Consider the following 18,969-nt stretch of genomic DNA (forward strand, 5'->3'; position numbering starts at 1 on the left):
GCTCCGCTCGGCCGAACGGAGCGTGTAACCCGGCCTGTCACTCTAGGTCTTCGCGAAAACCCTAGTGGCGTTGCGTGAGCAGGCCCACCTGCATGAGCGACGACCCGCGCTTGCGGGACACGAACACACCGCGGCCCGGCGGCATCGGACGGGCCCGGACGGTGCCGAGGATGTCGCCCTCGCTCGGGTCGCCCGAAAGGACCAGGCCCTGGGCGCCCAGCTCCTTCACGCGCTGCATGAAGGGCTCGTACATGGCCCGCGAGGCACCGGCCGCGCTGCGCGCCACGACGAACTTGACGCCCACGTCCCGCGCGAAGGGCAGGTGCTCCACCAACTGGGCAAGCGGATTGCCGGCGTTGGTGGCCACCAGCTCGTAGTCGTCGACGATGACGAACAGCTGCGGGCCGCTCCACCAGCTGCGGTCGCGCAGCTCCTGCGGGGTGATGTCCGGCTTCGGCGCCCGCATCTCCATGAACTGGCGCACCGCGTCCATGTGGACCTGCATCGCCGACGCCATGGGCGCGTACTCGAGCAGATGCGACTCGGGCACCGCCTCCAGCATGGTGCGCCGGTAGTCGCCGACGACGATGCGGGCCTCGGCGGGCGTGTAGCGCTCGCTGATCTGCCGGGCGATCAGCCGCAGCAGGTTCGTCCTGCCGGACTCGCTCTCGCCGAAGACCAGGAAGAACGGGTCGGTGTCGAGATCGACGAAGACCGGCTCCAGGTTCTCCTCGTCGATGCCGATCGCGATGCCGTGCTGCGGGAACTCGAAGCCCTTGGGCAACTGGTCGGCCGGGAACCTGCGGGGCAGCAGCCGGACCGCCGGGGCCGCGGGACCCTGCCAGCCGTCCCGCACGGACCGGACGAGCCGCGCCGTCGCGTCCGCCAGGTCGTCCGGCGCGGACGAGGAGTCGATCCGCGGCAGGGCCGCCATGAAGTGCAGCTTCTCGGGCACCTGGCCGCGGCCCGGCACACCCGCCGGCACGTTGGCGGCCACCTTGCGGTCGAACTCGGAGTCCATCGCGTCGCCGAGGCACAGTTCGAGCCGGCCGAGGATCTGGTCCTTCAGGGCCGCCCGCACCTCCATGTAGCGCGACGCCGTCACCACCACGTGCACGCCGTGGCCCAGGCCCCGTCCCGCGATGTCGTGGACGACGGCCTCCAGGCCCTCGTACTCCGACTTGAAGTTGCCCCAGCCGTCGACGACCAGGAAGACGTCGCCCCAGGGCTCGCCGGGCAGTTCGCCCGCCGCGCGCCGCCTGCGGTACGTGCCGATGGAGTCGATGCCGTGCGTCCGGAAGAACTGCTCGCGCCGGTTCAGGACGCCGGCGACCTCCGCGACCGTACGGCGCACCCGCTCCGGGTCCAGGCGCGAGGCGACCCCGCCCACATGTGGCAGGTCGCTGAGCGCCATCAGGCCGCCGCCACCGAAGTCCAGGCAGTAGAACTGCACTTCGTGCGGTGTGTGGGTGAGCGCGAACGAGGTGACCAGGGTCCGCAGGACCGTCGACTTGCCCGACTGCGGACCGCCGACGACCATCATGTGCCCGGCCGCGCGGGAGAAGTCCCGGTACAGCACCTCGCGCTTCTGCTCGAACGGCTTGTCGATCAGACCGAGCGGGACGGTGAGGGCGCCAGGACGCGCGGACTCCGCCGCCCGGAAGCCGCGTTCGGCGGACACGGCGAGACCGGGCAGCAACTGGTCCAGCGTCGGCGCGCGGTCCAGCGGCGGCAGCCACACCTGGTGCGCGGGCACCCCCTGGCCCTCCAGCCGCTGCACGATCACGTCCAGGACCGTGTCAGCCAGCGCGTCGTCGTCGGGGCGGGCCGCCGGTGACGGACGCGCCGGTCCGGGCGCCGGGGCGGCCACGGGCACGGCCTGCGCGGTGAACAGCGCGGGACGGCGCTCGGCCGGCCTGCTGTCGCGGGCGACGTCCGGCCCGCCCGCGCGGTACGCGCCCGACACATAGGCGGCCTTGAAGCGCACCATCTCGTCCGTGCCGAACTTCAGGTACCCGGAGCCGGGGACGGACGGCAGGTGGTACGCGTCCGGCACCCCCAGCGCCGTACGGGACTCGGCGGCGGAGAACGTCCGCAGACCGATCCGGTACGAGAGATAGGTGTCCAGACCGCGCAGCCGGCCCTCCTCCAGCCGCTGCGAGGCGAGCAGCAGATGCACCCCCAGCGAGCGGCCGATCCGGCCGATCTGGATGAACATGTCGATGAAGTCCGGCTTGGCCGTGAGCAGTTCGCTGAACTCGTCGATGACGAGCACGAGCGAGGCCAGCGGCTCCAGCGGGGCGCCCGCGGCACGCGCCTTCTCGTAGTCGTGGATGTTGGCGTAGTTGCCGGCCGAGCGCAGCAGCTCCTGGCGCCGCTGCAGCTCGCCCCGTATCGCGTCGCCCATGCGGTCGACCAGAGTCAGGTCGTCCGCGAGGTTGGTGATCACGGCGGCGACGTGCGGCATCTGCGACATGCCGGCGAAGGTCGCGCCGCCCTTGAAGTCGGCGAGGACGAAGTTGAGCGTCTCCGAGGAATGCGTGACCGCCAGGCCCAGCACCAGGGTGCGCAGCAGCTCCGACTTGCCGGAGCCGGTCGCGCCCACGCACAGGCCGTGCGGTCCCATGCCCTCCTGCGCGGCCTCCTTGAGGTCCAGCATCACCGGCCGGCCGTCCTCGCCGACACCGATCGGCACCCGCAGCCGCTCCGGTGTCGAACGCGGCCGCCAGGTGCGGGCGACGTCCACCGAGGAGGCGTCGCCGAGCCCCAGCAGCTCGGTGAAGTCCAGGTTGGCCAGCAGGGGTTCGTCGTCGTCCTGGCCGCCCATGCGCAGCGGGGCGAGCTGCCGGGCCAGGGCCTCGGCGGCGGGCAGCGACAGCCCGTCCGGTACGCCCTCGTAGGCGACACCGCCGCCGGAGTCGAGCAACAGCCGCTCCGGGCGCACGACCACCGACAGATCGCCGCGCGGCTGGTCCAGCTCACCGGGGACGACCTCGACGACCGTCACCCCCTGCATCCCCTCCACGGCGGCGAACGCCGAGGCGGGCGGGACCATGCCGCCGTCCAACACGACCAGCACGTGCGGCCGGTCCAGCAGCGGCCGGCCGTCCCGGGAGAAACGCGGACGTCCCTCCAGGGTGCCCGCCAGCAACCGCTCCAGTTCGCCCAGGTCGTCGCCGAACAGCCGGCGTGTGCCCGCGCCGTCGAACTGGCCCGCCACCTGGCAGTGCGGCAGCCACTTCGTCCAGTCCCAGCGGGGAAGGGCGCCCGGTGACGTCACCACGGCGACCACCAGGTCGTCGGGGGAGTGCAGGGTGACCGCCTGGGCCACCAGCGCGCGGGCCGCCGCCTGCGCGCGCTCCGGCTCGCCGGACACGGTCACGTGGTAGAAGGCGCGCAGCGACAGCGCCACCGGCAGCCCGTCCAACTGGCCGTGCACCGCGAGGAACCGCTGCATCGCGCCCGCGCACAGCGGCTCCAGTTCGTCCACCGGCGCGGTGTGCGGCGCCACCAGGGGAGTGGCCAGCCGCTGCGGGCCGAGACCGATGCGCACCTGCCCGAAGTCGTCGTCCCCGGAACGGCGTTCCCACACCCGGCTGCCCTCGGCGACCACCGACCACAACTGCTCCGGCGCCGGGTGCAGATACAGCTGCGCGTCCCGCTGGCGCAGCGCCGTCCGGCGCACCGCGCGCCGGGTCTGGGCCAGATAGCGGAGGTAGTCGCGGCGCACATCGGCCATTTGCCCTTGCGTACCGCGACGGTGCCGGACGATCTGCGAGACCACCATCGCCGCGGTCGACACCAGCATCACCACACCCATGATCCGCATGAACGGATGGGCGTTGGGCGACGCGAAGTAGAACACCACCGACGAGCCCATGCCGAGCGTCGGCAGGACCTGCATCAGCATGCCCTCCTGCTGACCGCGCGGCAGCTCGGGAGGAGTCTCCAATTGCAGGTCATCCGAGGGCACTTCGGGCGGTAGCGTGCGTGGTGGGCGCTTGATGACGATCTGGCTCACCGGAGCATCAATCCCTCGATACGGACGAACGGCCGCTCACCGGCACCCCCGTGGCGACGGTCGCCCTTCGCTTTGCGCCGATCCTACTGGCCGGTGCCGACGGAGCGTGCCGGTAGGGTGACGCCCGCAGCGTGCGCATCCGCGAACAGGGGGTCAGTGAAGGTGAGTACGTCCGCGGCGACGGGATTCTGCCGAGTCACCGTCGTGGCACCCGACAGCCGGATCGACGTGGCCCTCCCGGAGGACATCGCCGTCGCCGACATCTACCCGGAGATCCTGCGCCTGACCGGTCAGACCCAGCCCGTGGGCGCCCCCACCGGATACCACCTGGTGCGCCGCGACGGCCGTGTCCTCGACGGCGCCCGCACCCTGGCGGACGAACGGGTCCTGGACGGAGAGGTGCTCGGCCTCAGGCCGTTCGCCGAGTCCCTGCCGCCCGCGGTCCACGACGACGTCTCGGACGCCGTCGCCTCCGCCGTCGTGCGCGACCGGCACCTGTGGAGCGACGACCTGCTGCGGGCCGCCGGACTGGCCGCGGGCGCGCTGCTGTTGCTGCTGTGCGGATTCGTCCTCTGGTACGCCGACCCGGTGCGCCACGACATGCACGGGCTGCCCGGCGTCGTCGCCGGCGCCCTCGGCGTGCTGCTGACCGCCTTCGCCGGCGTACGCGCCCGCGTGTACGCCGACCGGGCCGCAGCGGCCTGCCTGGGCCTCGGCGCCCTGCCGCTGCTGCTGATCGCGGGCTCGGGCATCGTCGGACCCGCCGCCGGACAGGGCCCCGGCAAGCTCCAGTTCCTGCTGGGCTGCGCGACCGTCCTGGTCGCCGCCGTGACCCTGGTCGCCCTCACCCCCGGCGGGGACGCGCCCTTCGTCGCCGCCGCCTGCGCGGCACTGGCCGGCACCCTGGCCACCTTCGCCGCCGTCCTCGCCGACGCCTCGGCCACCGCGACCGCCGCCGGCTGCGCCCCCGTCGCCGTCGGCCTGGTCGCCTTCCTGCCGGGGCTCTCCAGCCGCTTCGCCCGGCTGCCGATCGGCTACGCCTCGCCGCGTTCGGCCGCGCAGGACGACTTCGGCCCCGGCCCCGCGCACGGCTCGGACGGCCCGGACACCGGTCCGCTCGACGCCGAGCACATCGCGGCCCAGGCCCGGCGCGGCCACGAGATGCTGCTCGGACTGGTCGGCGGCACCGCGGCGGTCGTGGTCGCCTCCGCCGCGGTCCTGGGCTTCTCCGACGACGTGTGGGCCCAACTCCTCGCCCTGGCGACGGGCCTGGCCATGCTGCTGCGCGCACGGCTGTTCCGCTACACCTCCCAGGTGTCCTGCGTCCTGGTCGCGGGCCTGGCCGCCGTCGCCCTGCTGCTGCTCGGCCTCGCCCTGCACCCGCCCGCCGAGGCCCTGCGCGACTTCGCGCTGCACGGCGACCGCGGCGCCCTCGACCTGCGCACCCTCTGGCTCACCGCCGCCGTCGCCGCGGGAGCCCTCCTGGTCACCGCGATCGGCCTGATCGTCCCGCGCGGCGGACTCAGCCCCTTCTGGGGCCGCTTCATGGAGATCGCCGAGGGCTTCGTCCTGCTGACCCTGGTACCGCTGGCCCTCGCCGTGCTCGGTGTGTACACCGCCGCGCGCTCGATGACCGGCTGACCCGACCGCACGACCGCACGACCGCACGACCGCACGACCGCACGGCGGTGCGGCACGCGCGCGTGCCGCACCGCAGACCCCTGCCCGGCCCGCCTGCGACGCCCGTCCGGCGTACGACGGCCCCGGGTGACGACCCGCACGAAGGGATTCCCTCGCGTGAGCTTCGGCCCGCCCCCCTCTCCCTACACCCAGTCCGCGCTCACCGCGGACCGCACCCGCAGACGCCGCCGCATACGCATGCTGGGCGGACTGGCCGTCGTGGTGGCCGCCGCCGTCGGTGTGGGCGGCTGGATCCTGTCGTCCGCGGGGGACGACAGGCCCGCGGCCGCCCCCCGTCCGTCGGCCGCGCCGCAGAGCCCCGACGACATCCGCGAACTGACGGAGAAGACCCCGGCCACCCCCGAGGGCAAGCTGCTGGTCGAGTACCGGGAGGGGGACCTCGCCAAGACCGTCAAGGGCGACCCCCGGTACGCGCCGGGCACCTGGGCCACCGAGAAGGTGCTCGCCAAGGGCATAGGCAACCGGATCGAGGGCCTGACCACCGCCGCCACGGGCGACGAGAAGGCGTGGACCCTCAAGCTCGGCGGCCCCCTGTGCGCCACCAGCAAGCACATCACCGCCGACGGACGCACGGCGGTCGTCGTCCAGCCCGTGCGGTCCGACTCCTCCGAGAAGTCGGGCGTCTGCGACCAGGTGGTGTTCTTCGACGTGAACACCGGCAAGAAGCTGTGGCAGGCGACGATGCCCTCGGCCGACAGGGCCTTCGTCACCAACACCAACCTGACCATGACCAAGGGCGTGGTGGCCGTCGCCTGGGGCCAGGGTTCGGTGGCCTACGACATGAAGAACGGCAAGCAGCTCTGGAACAGCACGACCGTCTCCGCCTGCGAGGACAGCGGCTTCGCCGGCGGGCGGGCACTGCTCGTCCTGGAGAAGTGCGGCCGCGAGTCCTCCGAGCCCACCTACCGGGTCGAGAAGCTGGAGCCGCGCACCGGCAAGCCCCTGTGGACGTACAAGGTGGCCGGCGGGATCGAGGACGTCTTCCTGCCCTCGTCCGACCCGGCGGTGCTCGCGGTCGCGGCCGGCGACACCTCGGTGACCGACCTGATCACCCTCGACGGCACCGGCAGGCGCCTGGCCACCGTCTCCATGACCGGCTACGAACCCAAGTGCGGCGAACGCGATTTCGGCGCGGGCTACTTCGGCAAGGTGGAGTACTGCGACGGCGTCGTCGTGGGGCGCGACCACCTGTACGTCGTCAGCAAGGAGACCACCGAACTGCGCCAGGCGGCCAACTGGATCGTGGCCTTCGACGTCCGCACCGGCAAGGCGGGCCGCAAGCTGGACGCGCGTATCGCGCAGCCGATGACCCCGCTCCAGATGAGCGGGGACGACCTGCTGGTCTTCCGGCGCAGCTACTCCACGATCGAGCCCTCCTCGGTGATCCGCTGGAACCCGGCCACCGGCAAGGAGACGCCGTTCCTGTACTTCGGCCTCCCCGACGAGGACGGCGGTCTCGCCGACATCGAGCGGTCGGACATCCTCGTGGGGCAGGGCCGGGTCTACTTCGCCCAGCGCGAGCTGACCGCCGACGAGAAGCACCCGAAGTACCCGGTGACGGCCGTCGTCGGCATCGGCAGCGCGGGCGCCCCGGACTGACGGACACGGCCCCGGGCACCGCGGCTCCGGGCACCGAGGCGGTGCCCCCGCGGGCGGTGAACGGCTGACGGGCGGCACGCGCACGCGTGCCGCCCGTCAGCCGTTCACCGCCCGTCACCCGCACGGGGTGCGCGAGGGCCCCTCACTGCGCGTCGAGGCCGCCGTTGCGCTCGGTCGGCTCCAGGTCGAACTCGCCGTCCCGGGCACCCAGCACGAACGCCCGCCACTCCGCCTCCGTGTAGCGCAGCACGGTGCCGTGGTCGAGGGAGGACCGCATGGCCACCGCGCCGTCGGGAAGATAGGCGATCTCCACGCGCTCCTCGTGCTCCTCCGTACCCGGTGCGCAGTGCCACTCCACGCCCGAGATGTCGAGCGCGTACAGTTCGTCGCGCTCGCGCTCCTTGCGTGCCTTGATCTCCGCTGCCGTCTCCGCCATCTCGCGGCGACCCCTTCCGACGTAGCCCTACGGTGCCAGCGACCCACCCTAGTGGCCGCGGGCGCGTGCCGCGGGACGCTCCGCGAACCCGGGGAGGGACGGCCTCCGCCGCCTGGTAACCTGAGTGACGGCCGTTTGTGTACGCACCCCCGGCGCCGCCGCAGGCATCCCTGCACAGGCCCTGGAGACCGCGCCCAGCGGACCCCGCCTCCCGAGTAACGGAAGCTCCCCGGAGACACAGACCTGGGGCACTCGGTGGCCGCTCACAGACCATGAGGAGTACGCGTGTCGCTCGACGCCGCCACGAAGAAGCAGATCATCTCCGAGTTCGGTACCAAGGAGGGCGACACCGGCTCCCCCGAGGTCCAGGTCGCTCTGCTGTCCCGTCGGATCTCCGACCTGACCGAGCACCTCAAGACCCACAAGCACGACCACCACTCCCGTCGTGGCCTGCTGATCCTGGTCGGTCAGCGCCGCCGGCTGCTGCAGTACCTGGCGAAGAAGGACATCCAGCGCTTCCGTGCGCTGGTCGACCGCCTCGGCATCCGCCGCGGTGCGGCGGGCGCCAAGTAGGACGCCGTGAAGGGAGCGGTTCCCGGTGAGGATCGGGGACCGCTCCCTTTGCCGTACGTGCGGAAACGTGCGGAGTGTCACTCACGCTTTGTAGTGTGGTAGCACGACGCGCGGGCCGCAGCACACGGACCGCGGCACAGACGGTACGTACCAGCACGAGACGGTGCGTACCAGACAGTACGAAACACGCAATGAGGAGGAGCGCATCCCGCCGCCGCCGGTCCTCGGTAGTGGCCTCCGGGCGTACGAGCCCCGGGAGCTTCGATCGAAGACCGGCCCGCACCAGACGGAGCGCTTCTCCGCCACCGTCCCCCCCGCCACACGGGCGGAGTGGGACGAAAGACGACAAGTAAACGGAGAAAACGCTGGTGGAGAACGAGACCCACTACGCCGAAGCCGTCATCGACAACGGTTCCTTCGGCACCCGCACCATCCGCTTCGAGACGGGCCGCCTGGCCAAGCAGGCCGCCGGTTCCGCCGTGGCGTACCTGGACGACGACACCATGGTGCTGTCGGCCACCACCGCCTCGAAGAACCCCAAGGACCAGCTCGACTTCTTCCCCCTCACGGTGGACGTCGAGGAGCGGATGTACGCGGCCGGCAAGATCCCCGGCAGCTTCTTCCGCCGGGAGGGCCGGCCCCTCCGAGGACGCGATCCTCACCTGCCGCCTGATCGACCGCCCGCTGCGCCCGTCCTTCCGCAAGGGCCTGCGCAACGAGATCCAGGTCGTCTGCACCGTCATGGCGCTCAACCCCGACCACCTGTACGACGTCGTGGCGATCAACGCCGCCTCCGCGTCCACGCAGCTGGCCGGTCTGCCCTTCTCCGGCCCGATCGGCGGCGTCCGCGTCGCGCTGATCAACGGCCAGTGGGTCGCGTTCCCGACCCACACCGAGCTGGAGGACGCCGTCTTCGACATGGTCGTCGCCGGCCGTGTCCTGGAGGACGGCGACGTCGCGATCATGATGGTCGAGGCCGAGGCCACCGAGAAGACCATCCAGCTGGTCAAGGGCGGCTCCGAGGCCCCCACCGAGGAGGTCGTCGCCGCCGGTCTGGACGCCGCGAAGCCCTTCATCAAGGTGCTGTGCAAGGCCCAGTCCGACCTCGCCGCCAAGGCCGCCAAGCCGACCGGCGAGTTCCCGATCTTCCTCGACTACCAGGACGACGTCCTGGAGGCGCTGACCGCCGCGGTCCGCCCCGAGCTGGCCCAGGCGCTCACCATCGCCGGCAAGCAGGAGCGCGAGGCCGAGCTGGACCGCGTCAAGGGCCTGGCCGCCGAGAAGCTGCTGCCCGAGTTCGAGGGCCGCGAGAAGGAGATCTCCGCCGCGTACCGCTCGCTGACCAAGACCCTGGTCCGCGAGCGCGTCATCAAGGAGAAGAAGCGTATCGACGGCCGCGGCGTCACGGACATCCGTACGCTGGCCGCCGAGGTCGAGGCCATCCCGCGGGTGCACGGCTCCGCGCTGTTCGAGCGTGGCGAGACCCAGATCCTGGGCGTCACCACCCTCAACATGCTCCGCATGGAGCAGCAGCTGGACACCCTCTCCCCGGTGACCCGCAAGCGCTACATGCACAATTACAACTTCCCGCCGTACTCCACCGGTGAGACCGGCCGCGTGGGCTCGCCCAAGCGCCGCGAGATCGGCCACGGCGCCCTCGCCGAGCGCGCGCTCGTGCCGGTGCTGCCCACCCGCGAGGAGTTCCCCTACGCGATCCGCCAGGTGTCCGAGGCCCTCGGCTCCAACGGCTCGACGTCCATGGGCTCGGTCTGCGCCTCCACCATGTCCCTGCTGAACGCCGGTGTGCCCCTCAAGGCCCCGGTCGCCGGCATCGCCATGGGCCTGATCTCCCAGGAGATCGAGGGCGAGACGCACTACGTCACCCTCACCGACATCCTCGGTGCGGAGGACGCCTTCGGCGACATGGACTTCAAGGTCGCCGGCACCAAGGAGTTCGTCACCGCCCTCCAGCTCGACACCAAGCTGGACGGCATCCCGGCCTCCGTCCTGGCCGCCGCCCTCAAGCAGGCCCGTGACGCGCGCCTCCACATCCTCGACGTGATGATGGAAGCGATCGACACGCCGGACGAGATGTCCCCCAACGCGCCGCGGATCATCACCGTGAAGATCCCGGTCGACAAGATCGGTGAGGTCATCGGCCCCAAGGGCAAGATGATCAACCAGATCCAGGAGGACACCGGCGCCGAGATCACCATCGAGGACGACGGCACCATCTACATCGGTGCCGCCGACGGCCCGGCCGCCGAGGCCGCCCGCACCACGATCAACAGCATCGCCAACCCGACGATGCCCGAGGTCGGCGAGCGCTACCTGGGCACGGTCGTGAAGACGACCACCTTCGGCGCCTTCGTCTCGCTGATGCCCGGCAAGGACGGACTGCTGCACATCTCGCAGATCCGCAAGCTGGCCGGCGGCAAGCGCGTGGAGAACGTCGAGGACGTCCTCGGCGTGGGCCAGAAGGTCCAGGTCGAGATCGCCGAGATCGACTCCCGCGGCAAGCTCTCCCTGATCCCCGTGATCGAGGGCGAAGAGACCGCGTCCGACAGCGGCTCCGCCGCGGGCTCGGAGCAGAAGGACGACGCCGCCAAGTGACGTCCCGTGGCTTCAAGGCGACGGCCCGCACCTCCTCGGAGGCGCGGGCCGTCGCCCGTACCCAAACCCTGATCAAGGGCACCGCCGGCATCGGCACCGTCCGCAGGACCACCCTCCCCGGCGGCCTGCGCGTCGTCACCGAGACCCTGCCCTCCGTGCGCTCGGCCACCTTCGGCATCTGGGCGCACGTCGGCTCGCGCGACGAGACCCCCTCGCTGAACGGCGCCACCCACTACCTGGAGCACCTGCTCTTCAAGGGCACCGGCCGCCGCTCCGCCCTGGACATCTCCGCCGCCCTCGACGCCGTCGGCGGCGAGATGAACGCGTTCACGGCGAAGGAGTACACGTGCTACTACGCACGCGTGCTCGACACCGACCTGCCGCTCGCCATCGACGTGGTCTGCGACATGCTCACCGGTTCGCTGATCCGCGAGGAGGACGTCGACGTCGAACGCGGCGCCATCCTCGAAGAGATCGCCATGACCGAGGACGACCCCGGCGACTGCGTGCACGACCTGTTCGCGCACACCATGTTCGGCGACAACCCGCTGGGCCGCCCGGTCCTCGGCACCGTCGACACGGTCAACGCCCTCACCGCCGACCGCATCCGCCGCTTCTACAAGAAGCACTACGACCCGACCCACCTCGTGGTCGCCTGCGCCGGCAACGTCGACCACGCCAAGGTCGTACGCCAGGTCCGCGCCGCCTTCGAGAAGGCCGGCGCCCTCGCGAACACCGGGGCCGAGCCGATCGCCCCGCGCGACGGCCGCCGCGCGCTGCGCACCGCGGGCCGCGTCGCACTCCAGAACAGGAAGACGGAACAGGCCCACGTGGTGCTCGGCATGCCGGGCCTGGCCCGCACCGACGAGCGCCGCTGGGCCCTCGGCGTCCTCAACACCGCCCTCGGCGGCGGCATGTCCTCCCGCCTCTTCCAGGAGGTCCGCGAGAAGCGCGGCCTGGCCTACAGCGTGTACTCCTACACCTCGGGCTTCGCCGACTGCGGCCTCTTCGGCGTCTACGCCGGCTGCCGGCCCAGCCAGGTGCACGACGTGCTGCGCATCTGCCGCGACGAGCTCGACCACGTCGCCGAGCACGGCCTGTCCGACGACGAGATCGACCGCGCCATCGGCCAGCTCCGGGGCTCCACCGTCCTCGGCCTGGAGGACACCGGCGCGCTGATGAACCGCATCGGCAAGAGCGAGCTGTGCTGGGGCGAGCACCTCTCCGTCGACGACATGCTGGCCAGGATGGCCGCGGTCACCCCCGAGGAGGTCCGCGAGGTCGCCCGCGACATCCTGGGACAGCGCCCGTCCCTGTCGGTCATCGGCCCGCTCAAGGACAAGCAGGCCGCCCGCCTGCACGACGCGGTCGCCTGACGCCCGGTTGCCGCACCCCTTCGGTCAAAGGAAGCAAGAGATGAGCAAGCTGCGCGTGGCGGTCCTCGGTGCCGGGGGCCGGATCGGCTCCGAGGCCGTACGGGCCGTCGAGGCCGCCGAGGACATGGAGCTGGTCGCCGCCCTCGGCCGCGGGGACAAGCTGGAGACGCTCACCGAGTGCGGCGCCCAGGTCGCCGTCGAGCTGACCACCCCCGACTCGGTGATGGACAACCTCGACTTCTGCGTGGACCACGGCATCCACGCCGTCGTCGGCACCACCGGCTGGACCGACGACCGCCTCGCGCGGCTGCGCGGCCGGCTCGACCGGTCCCCGCAGACCGGTGTGCTCATCGCCCCGAACTTCTCCATCGGGGCCGTGCTCACCATGAAGTTCGCCCAGATCGCGGCGCCCTACTTCGAGTCCGTCGAGGTCATCGAGCTGCACCACCCGGGCAAGGTGGACGCCCCCAGCGGCACGGCCACGCGCACCGCCCAGCTCATCGCCGCGGCCCGCGCCGAGGCCGGCACCGCCCCGGCGCCGGACGCCACGGCCACCGCCCTGGACGGCGCCCGCGGCGCGGACGTCGACGGTGTCCCCGTGCACGCCGTGCGGCTGCGCGGGCTCCTGGCCCACCAGGAGGTCCTGCTGGGCGGCGAGGGCGAGACGCTCACCGTCCGCCACGACTCGCTCCACCACAGCAGCTTCATGCCGGGCATCCTGCTCGGCGTGCGCCGCGTGGTGACCACTCCGGGCCTGACCTTCGGCCTGGAGCACTTCCTCGACCTGAACTGAGCCCCAGACCCATGCGCGCGAAGATCACCTACCTCGTCACGGCCGCCGTCCTGGTCTTCTACTTCGTCCTGGTCGGCAGCCGCGGCGTCCTGCTCATCGAGTCCGGCACGCTCGTGACGGTCACCTTCGGGATCGCCGTACTGATCCTGCCGGTGATCGGTCTGTGGTTCCTGTGGAAGAACACCGAGTTCGTCCGCCGGGCCAACCAGCTCGCCGCCGAACTCGACGCCGAGGGCGGCCTGCCCGTCGACCAGCTCAGGCGCACGCCCAGCGGACGGATCGACCGTGACTCGGCCGACGAGGTCTTCGCGCTGCGCAAGGCCGAGACGGAAGCGGCCCCCGACGACTGGCGCACCTGGTTCCGCCTGGCCGTCGCCTACCACGACGCCCGCGACACCCCCCGGGCACGCAAGGCGATGCAGCGCGCCATCGCCCTGCACCGGGGCAAGCCCGTCCAGGCGGCCTGAGACCGGGACGAGGAACGGCCCGGCGACGCGTACCGGCTCAGCGCTGCCGGTACTCGTCCGCCCACGCCTCCAGCGTGTCCGCCGCCCGGTCGAACGCCGGCATCCGGCTCAGGAAGTCGGCGTTGTGCGTGGTCAGCAGCGGCGGTACGGACTCCTGCGGGCGTCCCCTGCGGACCAGCAGCAGGGCCTGGCCCTGCACCGTCCGCGGCAGCCCGAGCCAGCGCACCGGCTGCTGGGCGGTACGGACGCTCACGACCTGGGCCCACGGGATCGTACGGGTGACCAGGAAGCCGGTCCGGCGCAGTCCGCGCGCGCTCACCCACACGCCCATGCGCAGCAGCCGCAGCGCCGCGGCGATGACGAGGACGCCCACGAGCAGGCAGACCGCGCCGCCGGTCAGCGCGCCGGTCAGCGCGATGACCACCGCCGACAGCATGATGAACGAGGCGATCAGCAGCACCAGCGCGGCCACCCCCACCCGCCAGGGGCCGGGGCGGTAGGGCCGCCGCCAGCGCTCACGGTCGTCGAACGGCAGCGCGACATCGTCCGCTGCGTCGAAGGCGCGTTCGGCCGTCAGGAAGGGCAGGGGCACGGCGGGTCCTCACTCAATCCACGCTGGGGCTGTGCCCGGTGAGGCTATCCGGCCGTGTCGCCGCTCACCACCCGCGGGGGGCCAAGGGGGTGGCTGGGCGCGGGAGGGGAAGGGGATCCGAGAGGTCGGCGGTCTCAGCGGCCGTCGGAGGCCTGCTGGGTCTGCGTGGGGGAGTCCGTGGTCTTCAGCGCGGGCATCCCGAGCACCAGGGAGCCCACGAGCCCCGCGACGATGGTCAGGCCCAGCAGCCAGCGGCCGGCCAGCTGTGCGACGGACGCCCGCCGCCGGGGCGGGGGAGCGACATTGCTGCGGAACCGGTCGGCCTCTGCGACGAAGGCGAACGGGACGGGCTCGCGTCGACGGAACATGGAGGTACGGCTCCCTTCGGGGGTCGGTCGGCCCCGCGCGGACTCGAACGGGCGTGTCTCACTCATACAGACGCATGAGTGACCGGAAAGGTGCCCTTTTCCGGAAAATTCATGGGGCGCGTGGGCGAACCGTTACCCGTGGGACGGCCCCCGTAGAGTGGGCGCCGCCCGACAGCCGTGCAAGGAAGGACCCCCCGCGCCGTGACCGACACCCCCGCCGACGACCAGAAGCCCAGCTTCCGCAGCGATGTCACCGTCGAGCTGGTCAAGCACACCGCTTCGGACGCGGACGTGCTCTTCGCTGCCCGCGTCTCGACCATCGGCGAGCAGTCCCTCGACGAACTGGGCAAGGACCCCGAGCGCTCCCGGGGCCTGATCAACTACCTGATGCGGGACCGGCACGGCAGCCCCTTCGAGCACAACTCGATGACCTTCTTCGTCAGCGCCCCGATCTTCGTCTTCCGCGAGTTCATGCGGCACCGGGTCGGATGGTCCTACAACGAGGAATCCGGTCGCTACCGGACGCTCCAGCCGGTGTTCTACGTCCCCGACGAGTCCCGCAAGCTGGTCCAGCAGGGCCGGCCCGGCAAGTACGAGTTCGTCGAGGGCACCCAGGCCCAGCAGGAACTGGTCGGCCGGGTCATGGAGGACACCTACCGCGAGGCGTACGCCTCCTACCAGGAGATGCTGGCCGCCGGGGTCGCCCGCGAGGTCGCGCGGGCCGTCCTGCCGGTGGGGCTGTTCTCCTCCATGTACGCCACCTGCAACGCTCGCTCGCTGATGCACTTCCTGGGGCTGCGCACCCAGCACGAGCTGGCCAAGGTGCCGTCCTTCCCGCAGCGGGAGATCGAGATGGTCGGCGAGCGGATGGAGGCCGAGTGGGCGAAGCTCATGCCCCTGACGTACGCCGCGTTCAACGCGAACGGCCGGGTGGCCCCGTAGCCCGCACCGGCGGCGCGCGCCCCCGTCCTTCCCCGGGGCGCAGCCAGGCACAGATGTGCGGATCGACCGTGCGAAGTGTCCGTATTGCGGCATTTATGGAAGTTATCTAGCCTGATCGAACGGACCCGGCACTGCTTGAACCCCCGAGCAGGCAGTGCCGGGCTCCACTCTTGTCACGACTTGTCGCCCGCCCCGAGGGCAGACCCCGGCCTGAGCAGCGAGTAGCGTGTTACCCATGGCTCCGACCTCGACTCCGCAGACCCCCTTCGGGCGGGTCCTCACCGCCATGGTCACGCCCTTCACGGCGGACGGCGCACTCGACCTCGACGGCGCGCAGCGGCTCGCCGCCCACCTGGTGGACGCAGGCAACGACGGCCTGGTCGTCAACGGCACCACCGGCGAGTCCCCCACCACCAGCGATGCGGAGAAATCGGAGCTGGTACGCGCGGTCGTGGCCGCCGTCGGAGACCGCGCCCACGTCGTGGCCGGCGTCGGCACCAACGACACCCACCACAGCGTCGAGCTGGCCCGCGCCGCCGAGCAGGCCGGCGCGCACGGCCTGCTCACCGTCACGCCGTACTACAACAAGCCCCCGCAGGAGGGCCTGTACCGGCACTTCACGGCGATCGCCGACGCGACCGGCCTGCCCGTCATGCTCTACGACATCCCCGGCCGCAGCGGGGTCCCCATCAACACGGAGACCCTGGTCCGCCTCGCCGAGCACCCGAGGATCGTCGCCAACAAGGACGCCAAGGGCGACCTCGGCCGCGCGAGCTGGGCCATCGCCCGCTCCGGGCTCGCCTGGTACTCCGGCGACGACATGCTGAACCTGCCGCTGCTCTCGGTCGGCGCGGTCGGCTTCGTCTCGGTCGTCGGCCACCTCGTCACCCCCGAGCTGCGCACCCTCGTCGACGCGTACACCTCCGGCGACGTCCAGAAGGCCACCGAGATCCACCAGAAGCTGCTGCCGGTCTACACCGGCATGTTCCGCACCCAGGGCGTCATGACCACCAAGGCCGCGCTCGCCCTCCAGGGCCTGCCCGGCGGGCCGCTGCGGCTGCCCATGGTCGAGCTGACGTCCGAAGAGACCGAGCAGCTCAAGATCGATCTTGCCGCCGGCGGGGTACAGCTCTGACAACAGGACTTCGCGAGTTCTCTCGCACCGCCCGGATCCACCCGGAAACCACATCCGGGAACCGGGCACCACAACTGAACACGCACGAGAAACCGCAGGCCACCGGTGCCTGCGCAGTCCACAACGACAACTGCTTCAGCACGAAGTCACGCGCGCCACGTGCCCACCGGTACGTGGCGCGTGTGGTGAGGAGGGTCTTTTGAGTCACCCGCATCCTGAACTCGCGCCGCCCCCGCCGCTCGCCGACGGTGGCCTCCGCGTCACCCCGCTCGGCGGTCTCGGTGAGATCGGCCGCAACATGACGGTCTTCGAGTACGGCGGACGCCTGCTGATCGTCGACTGCGGAGTGCTCTTCCCCGAGGAGGAGCAGCCCGGAATCGATCTGATCCTGCCGGACTTCACATCCATCCGGGACCGCCTCGACGACATCGAGGGCATCGTCCTCACGCACGGCCACGAGGACCACATCGGCGGCGTCCCCTATCTCCTGCGGGAGAAGCCGGACATCCCCCTGATCGGCTCCAAGCTGACCCTCGCGCTCATCGAGGCCAAGCTCCAGGAACACCGCATCCGGCCGTACACGCTGGAGGTCGCGGAGGGGAACCGGGAGCGCATCGGCCCCTTCGACTGCGAGTTCGTCGCGGTCAACCACTCCATCCCGGACGCGCTGGCCGTCGCCATCCGCACCCCGGCCGGCATGGTGGTCCACACCGGCGACTTCAAGATGGACCAGCTTCCGCTGGACAACCGCCTCACCGACCTGCACGCCTTCGCCCGGCTGAGCCAGGAGGGCATCGACCTCCTCCTCTCCGACTCGACGAACGCCGAGGTCCCCGGCTTCACGCCGCACGAACGGGACATCTCCGGAGTGCTGCGCCAGGTCTTCGCCGGCGCCGGCAAGCGGATCATCGTGGCGAGCTTCGCCAGCCACGTCCACCGCATCCAGCAGATCCTGGACGCCGCCCACGAGTACGGCCGCCGGGTCGCCTTCGTCGGGCGCTCCATGGTCCGCAACATGGGCATCGCCCGGGACCTCGGCTATCTGAAGGTCCCGCCGGGCCTGGTCGTGGACGTCCGCACGCTGGACGACCTGCCCGACCACGAGGTGGTCCTCGTCTGCACCGGCTCCCAGGGCGAACCGATGGCGGCCCTGTCCCGCATGGCCAACCGGGACCACCAGATCCGGATCGTCGAGGGCGACACGGTGATCCTGGCGTCCTCCCTGATCCCCGGCAACGAGAACGCGGTCTACCGCGTCATCAACGGCCTGACCCGCTGGGGCGCCCACGTCGTGCACAAGGGCAACGCCAAGGTGCACGTCTCGGGGCACGCCTCGGCCGGTGAGCTGCTGTACTTCTACAACATCTGCCGCCCCCGGAACCTGATGCCGGTGCACGGCGAGTGGCGCCATCTGCGCGCCAACGCCGAACTGGGCGCGCTGACCGGTGTGCCGCACGACCGGATCGTCATCGCCGAGGACGGCGTGACCGTCGACCTCGTCGGGGGCAAGGCCAAGATCTCCGGCAAGGTCCAGGCCGGCTACGTGTACGTCGACGGCCTCTCGGTCGGCGACGTGGGTGAGCCCGCGCTGAAGGACCGCAAGATCCTCGGTGACGAGGGCATCATCTCGGTCTTCGTGGTGGTCGACTCCACCACCGGCAAGGTCACCGCGGGCCCGCACGTCCAGGCCCGCGGCTCGGGCATCGACGACTCCGCCTTCGGCGCGGTCATGCCCAAGATCACGCAGGCTCTGGAGAAGACCGCCCAGGAGGGCGTCGCCGACTCCCACCAGATGCAGCAGCTCATCCGCCGCACGCTGGGCAAGTGGGTCTCCGACACCTACCGGCGCAGGCCGATGATCCTCCCGGTGGTCGTGGAGGTCTGAGCCCGAACAGGCAGCGGGGCGCCTCGATTTGCATCGGGGCGCCCCGCTCCAGTACGTTTACGGCTCCGCCCAGCCGGGAACCAGGACGCTTCAGGCGCTCCACATGGTTGCCGGAGGGGGCGGGAAATCCGACTCAGAATCTCTGATAAAGTCGGATCCGCCGGAAAGGGAAACGCGGAAGCGGGAACCTGGAAAGCACCGAGGAAATCGGATCGGAAAAGGATCTGATAGAGTCGGAAACGCAAGACCGAAGGGAAGCGCCCGGAGGAAAGCCCGAGAGGGTGAGTACAAAGGAAGCGTCCGTTCCTTGAGAACTCAACAGCGTGCCAAAAGTCAACGCCAGATATGTTGATACCCCGTCTCCGGCCGCCATGGTCGGGACGAGGTTCCTTTGAAGAAAACACAGCGAGGACGCTGTGAACCGGGGGAACATTCCTTCCCTTGGTTCCGCTCTCGTGGTGTCGCCCC

At 71.1% G+C, this 18,969-nt stretch carries 13 protein-coding genes and 1 pseudogene; 10 read left to right on the plus strand and 4 right to left on the minus strand.

Annotated features, from left to right (window positions below; all coding sequences use genetic code 11):
* Nucleotides 1-61: 61 nt before the first annotated feature.
* Complete coding sequence (gene eccCa / locus R4Z62_RS25020; protein ID WP_491520939.1) at nucleotides 62-4,021, minus strand: type VII secretion protein EccCa; 3,960 nt, start codon at nucleotides 4,019-4,021, stop codon at nucleotides 62-64.
* Nucleotides 4,022-4,183: 162 nt separating this feature from the next.
* Between eccCa and eccD the strand changes: the two genes are divergently transcribed.
* Nucleotides 4,184-5,662 carry a type VII secretion integral membrane protein EccD gene (gene eccD, locus R4Z62_RS25025; protein WP_491520940.1) on the plus strand — a complete coding sequence of 493 codons (1,479 nt, stop codon included), beginning with the start codon at nucleotides 4,184-4,186 and terminating at the stop codon, nucleotides 5,660-5,662.
* A 156-nt stretch (nucleotides 5,663-5,818) separates the two neighbouring features.
* A complete protein-coding gene (locus R4Z62_RS25030; protein ID WP_491520941.1) occupies nucleotides 5,819-7,321 on the plus strand; it encodes an outer membrane protein assembly factor BamB family protein in 1,503 nt (500 codons plus the stop codon).
* A 142-nt stretch (nucleotides 7,322-7,463) separates the two neighbouring features.
* On the opposite strand, the gene R4Z62_RS25035 is transcribed toward R4Z62_RS25030, so the two are convergent.
* Entirely contained in the window at nucleotides 7,464-7,757 is a 294-nt protein-coding gene (locus tag R4Z62_RS25035; RefSeq protein WP_064535568.1) for a DUF397 domain-containing protein, read from the minus strand.
* Between the two features lie 285 nt (nucleotides 7,758-8,042).
* Between R4Z62_RS25035 and rpsO the strand changes: the two genes are divergently transcribed.
* The 5 genes and pseudogenes from rpsO (at nucleotide 8,043) to R4Z62_RS25060 (ending at nucleotide 13,579) form a co-directional block, all read left to right on the plus strand.
* Nucleotides 8,043-8,330: a 30S ribosomal protein S15 gene (gene rpsO / locus R4Z62_RS25040; RefSeq protein WP_004982702.1), complete on the plus strand. Its 288-nt coding sequence runs from the start codon at nucleotides 8,043-8,045 to the stop codon at nucleotides 8,328-8,330.
* Nucleotides 8,331-8,698: 368 nt separating this feature from the next.
* Nucleotides 8,699-10,943: pseudogene (locus tag R4Z62_RS25045) on the plus strand (polyribonucleotide nucleotidyltransferase).
* A complete protein-coding gene (locus R4Z62_RS25050; RefSeq protein ID WP_491520942.1) occupies nucleotides 10,940-12,319 on the plus strand; it encodes a M16 family metallopeptidase in 1,380 nt (459 codons plus the stop codon). Before R4Z62_RS25045 ends, R4Z62_RS25050 begins: the two are co-directional and overlap by 4 nt.
* A 40-nt stretch (nucleotides 12,320-12,359) precedes the next feature.
* Entirely contained in the window at nucleotides 12,360-13,112 is a 753-nt protein-coding gene (dapB, locus tag R4Z62_RS25055; RefSeq protein ID WP_491520943.1) for a 4-hydroxy-tetrahydrodipicolinate reductase, read from the plus strand.
* 11 nt (nucleotides 13,113-13,123) lie between these two features.
* A complete protein-coding gene (locus R4Z62_RS25060) occupies nucleotides 13,124-13,579 on the plus strand; it encodes a tetratricopeptide repeat protein (RefSeq protein ID WP_018569358.1) in 456 nt (151 codons plus the stop codon).
* A gap of 37 nt (nucleotides 13,580-13,616) precedes the next feature.
* On the opposite strand, the gene R4Z62_RS25065 is transcribed toward R4Z62_RS25060, so the two are convergent.
* Nucleotides 13,617-14,171, minus strand: a complete 555-nt coding sequence (locus R4Z62_RS25065; protein WP_064535572.1) for an SCO5741 family PH domain-containing membrane protein — start codon at nucleotides 14,169-14,171, stop codon at nucleotides 13,617-13,619.
* A 134-nt stretch (nucleotides 14,172-14,305) separates the two neighbouring features.
* Nucleotides 14,306-14,539 (minus strand): hypothetical protein, encoded by a 234-nt coding sequence (locus R4Z62_RS25070; RefSeq protein ID WP_064535573.1) that lies wholly within the window; start codon nucleotides 14,537-14,539, stop codon nucleotides 14,306-14,308.
* 201 nt (nucleotides 14,540-14,740) lie between these two features.
* Here R4Z62_RS25070 and thyX point away from each other — a divergent pair, with 201 nt between their 5' ends.
* The 3 genes from thyX to R4Z62_RS25085 all read left to right on the plus strand — a co-directional run bounded on the left by thyX (nucleotide 14,741) and on the right by R4Z62_RS25085 (nucleotide 18,501).
* The gene (thyX, locus tag R4Z62_RS25075) at nucleotides 14,741-15,481 is read left to right on the plus strand and encodes an FAD-dependent thymidylate synthase (RefSeq protein ID WP_064535574.1); all 741 of its coding nucleotides are present in this window, start codon (nucleotides 14,741-14,743) and stop codon (nucleotides 15,479-15,481) included.
* Nucleotides 15,482-15,716: 235 nt separating this feature from the next.
* Nucleotides 15,717-16,616: a 4-hydroxy-tetrahydrodipicolinate synthase gene (gene dapA, locus R4Z62_RS25080; protein WP_064535575.1), complete on the plus strand. Its 900-nt coding sequence runs from the start codon at nucleotides 15,717-15,719 to the stop codon at nucleotides 16,614-16,616.
* 199 nt (nucleotides 16,617-16,815) lie between these two features.
* Nucleotides 16,816-18,501: a ribonuclease J gene (locus R4Z62_RS25085; protein ID WP_064535576.1), complete on the plus strand. Its 1,686-nt coding sequence runs from the start codon at nucleotides 16,816-16,818 to the stop codon at nucleotides 18,499-18,501.
* Nucleotides 18,502-18,969 lie beyond the last annotated feature (468 nt).

The organism is Streptomyces sp. PL-25 (genome assembly GCF_058344915.1).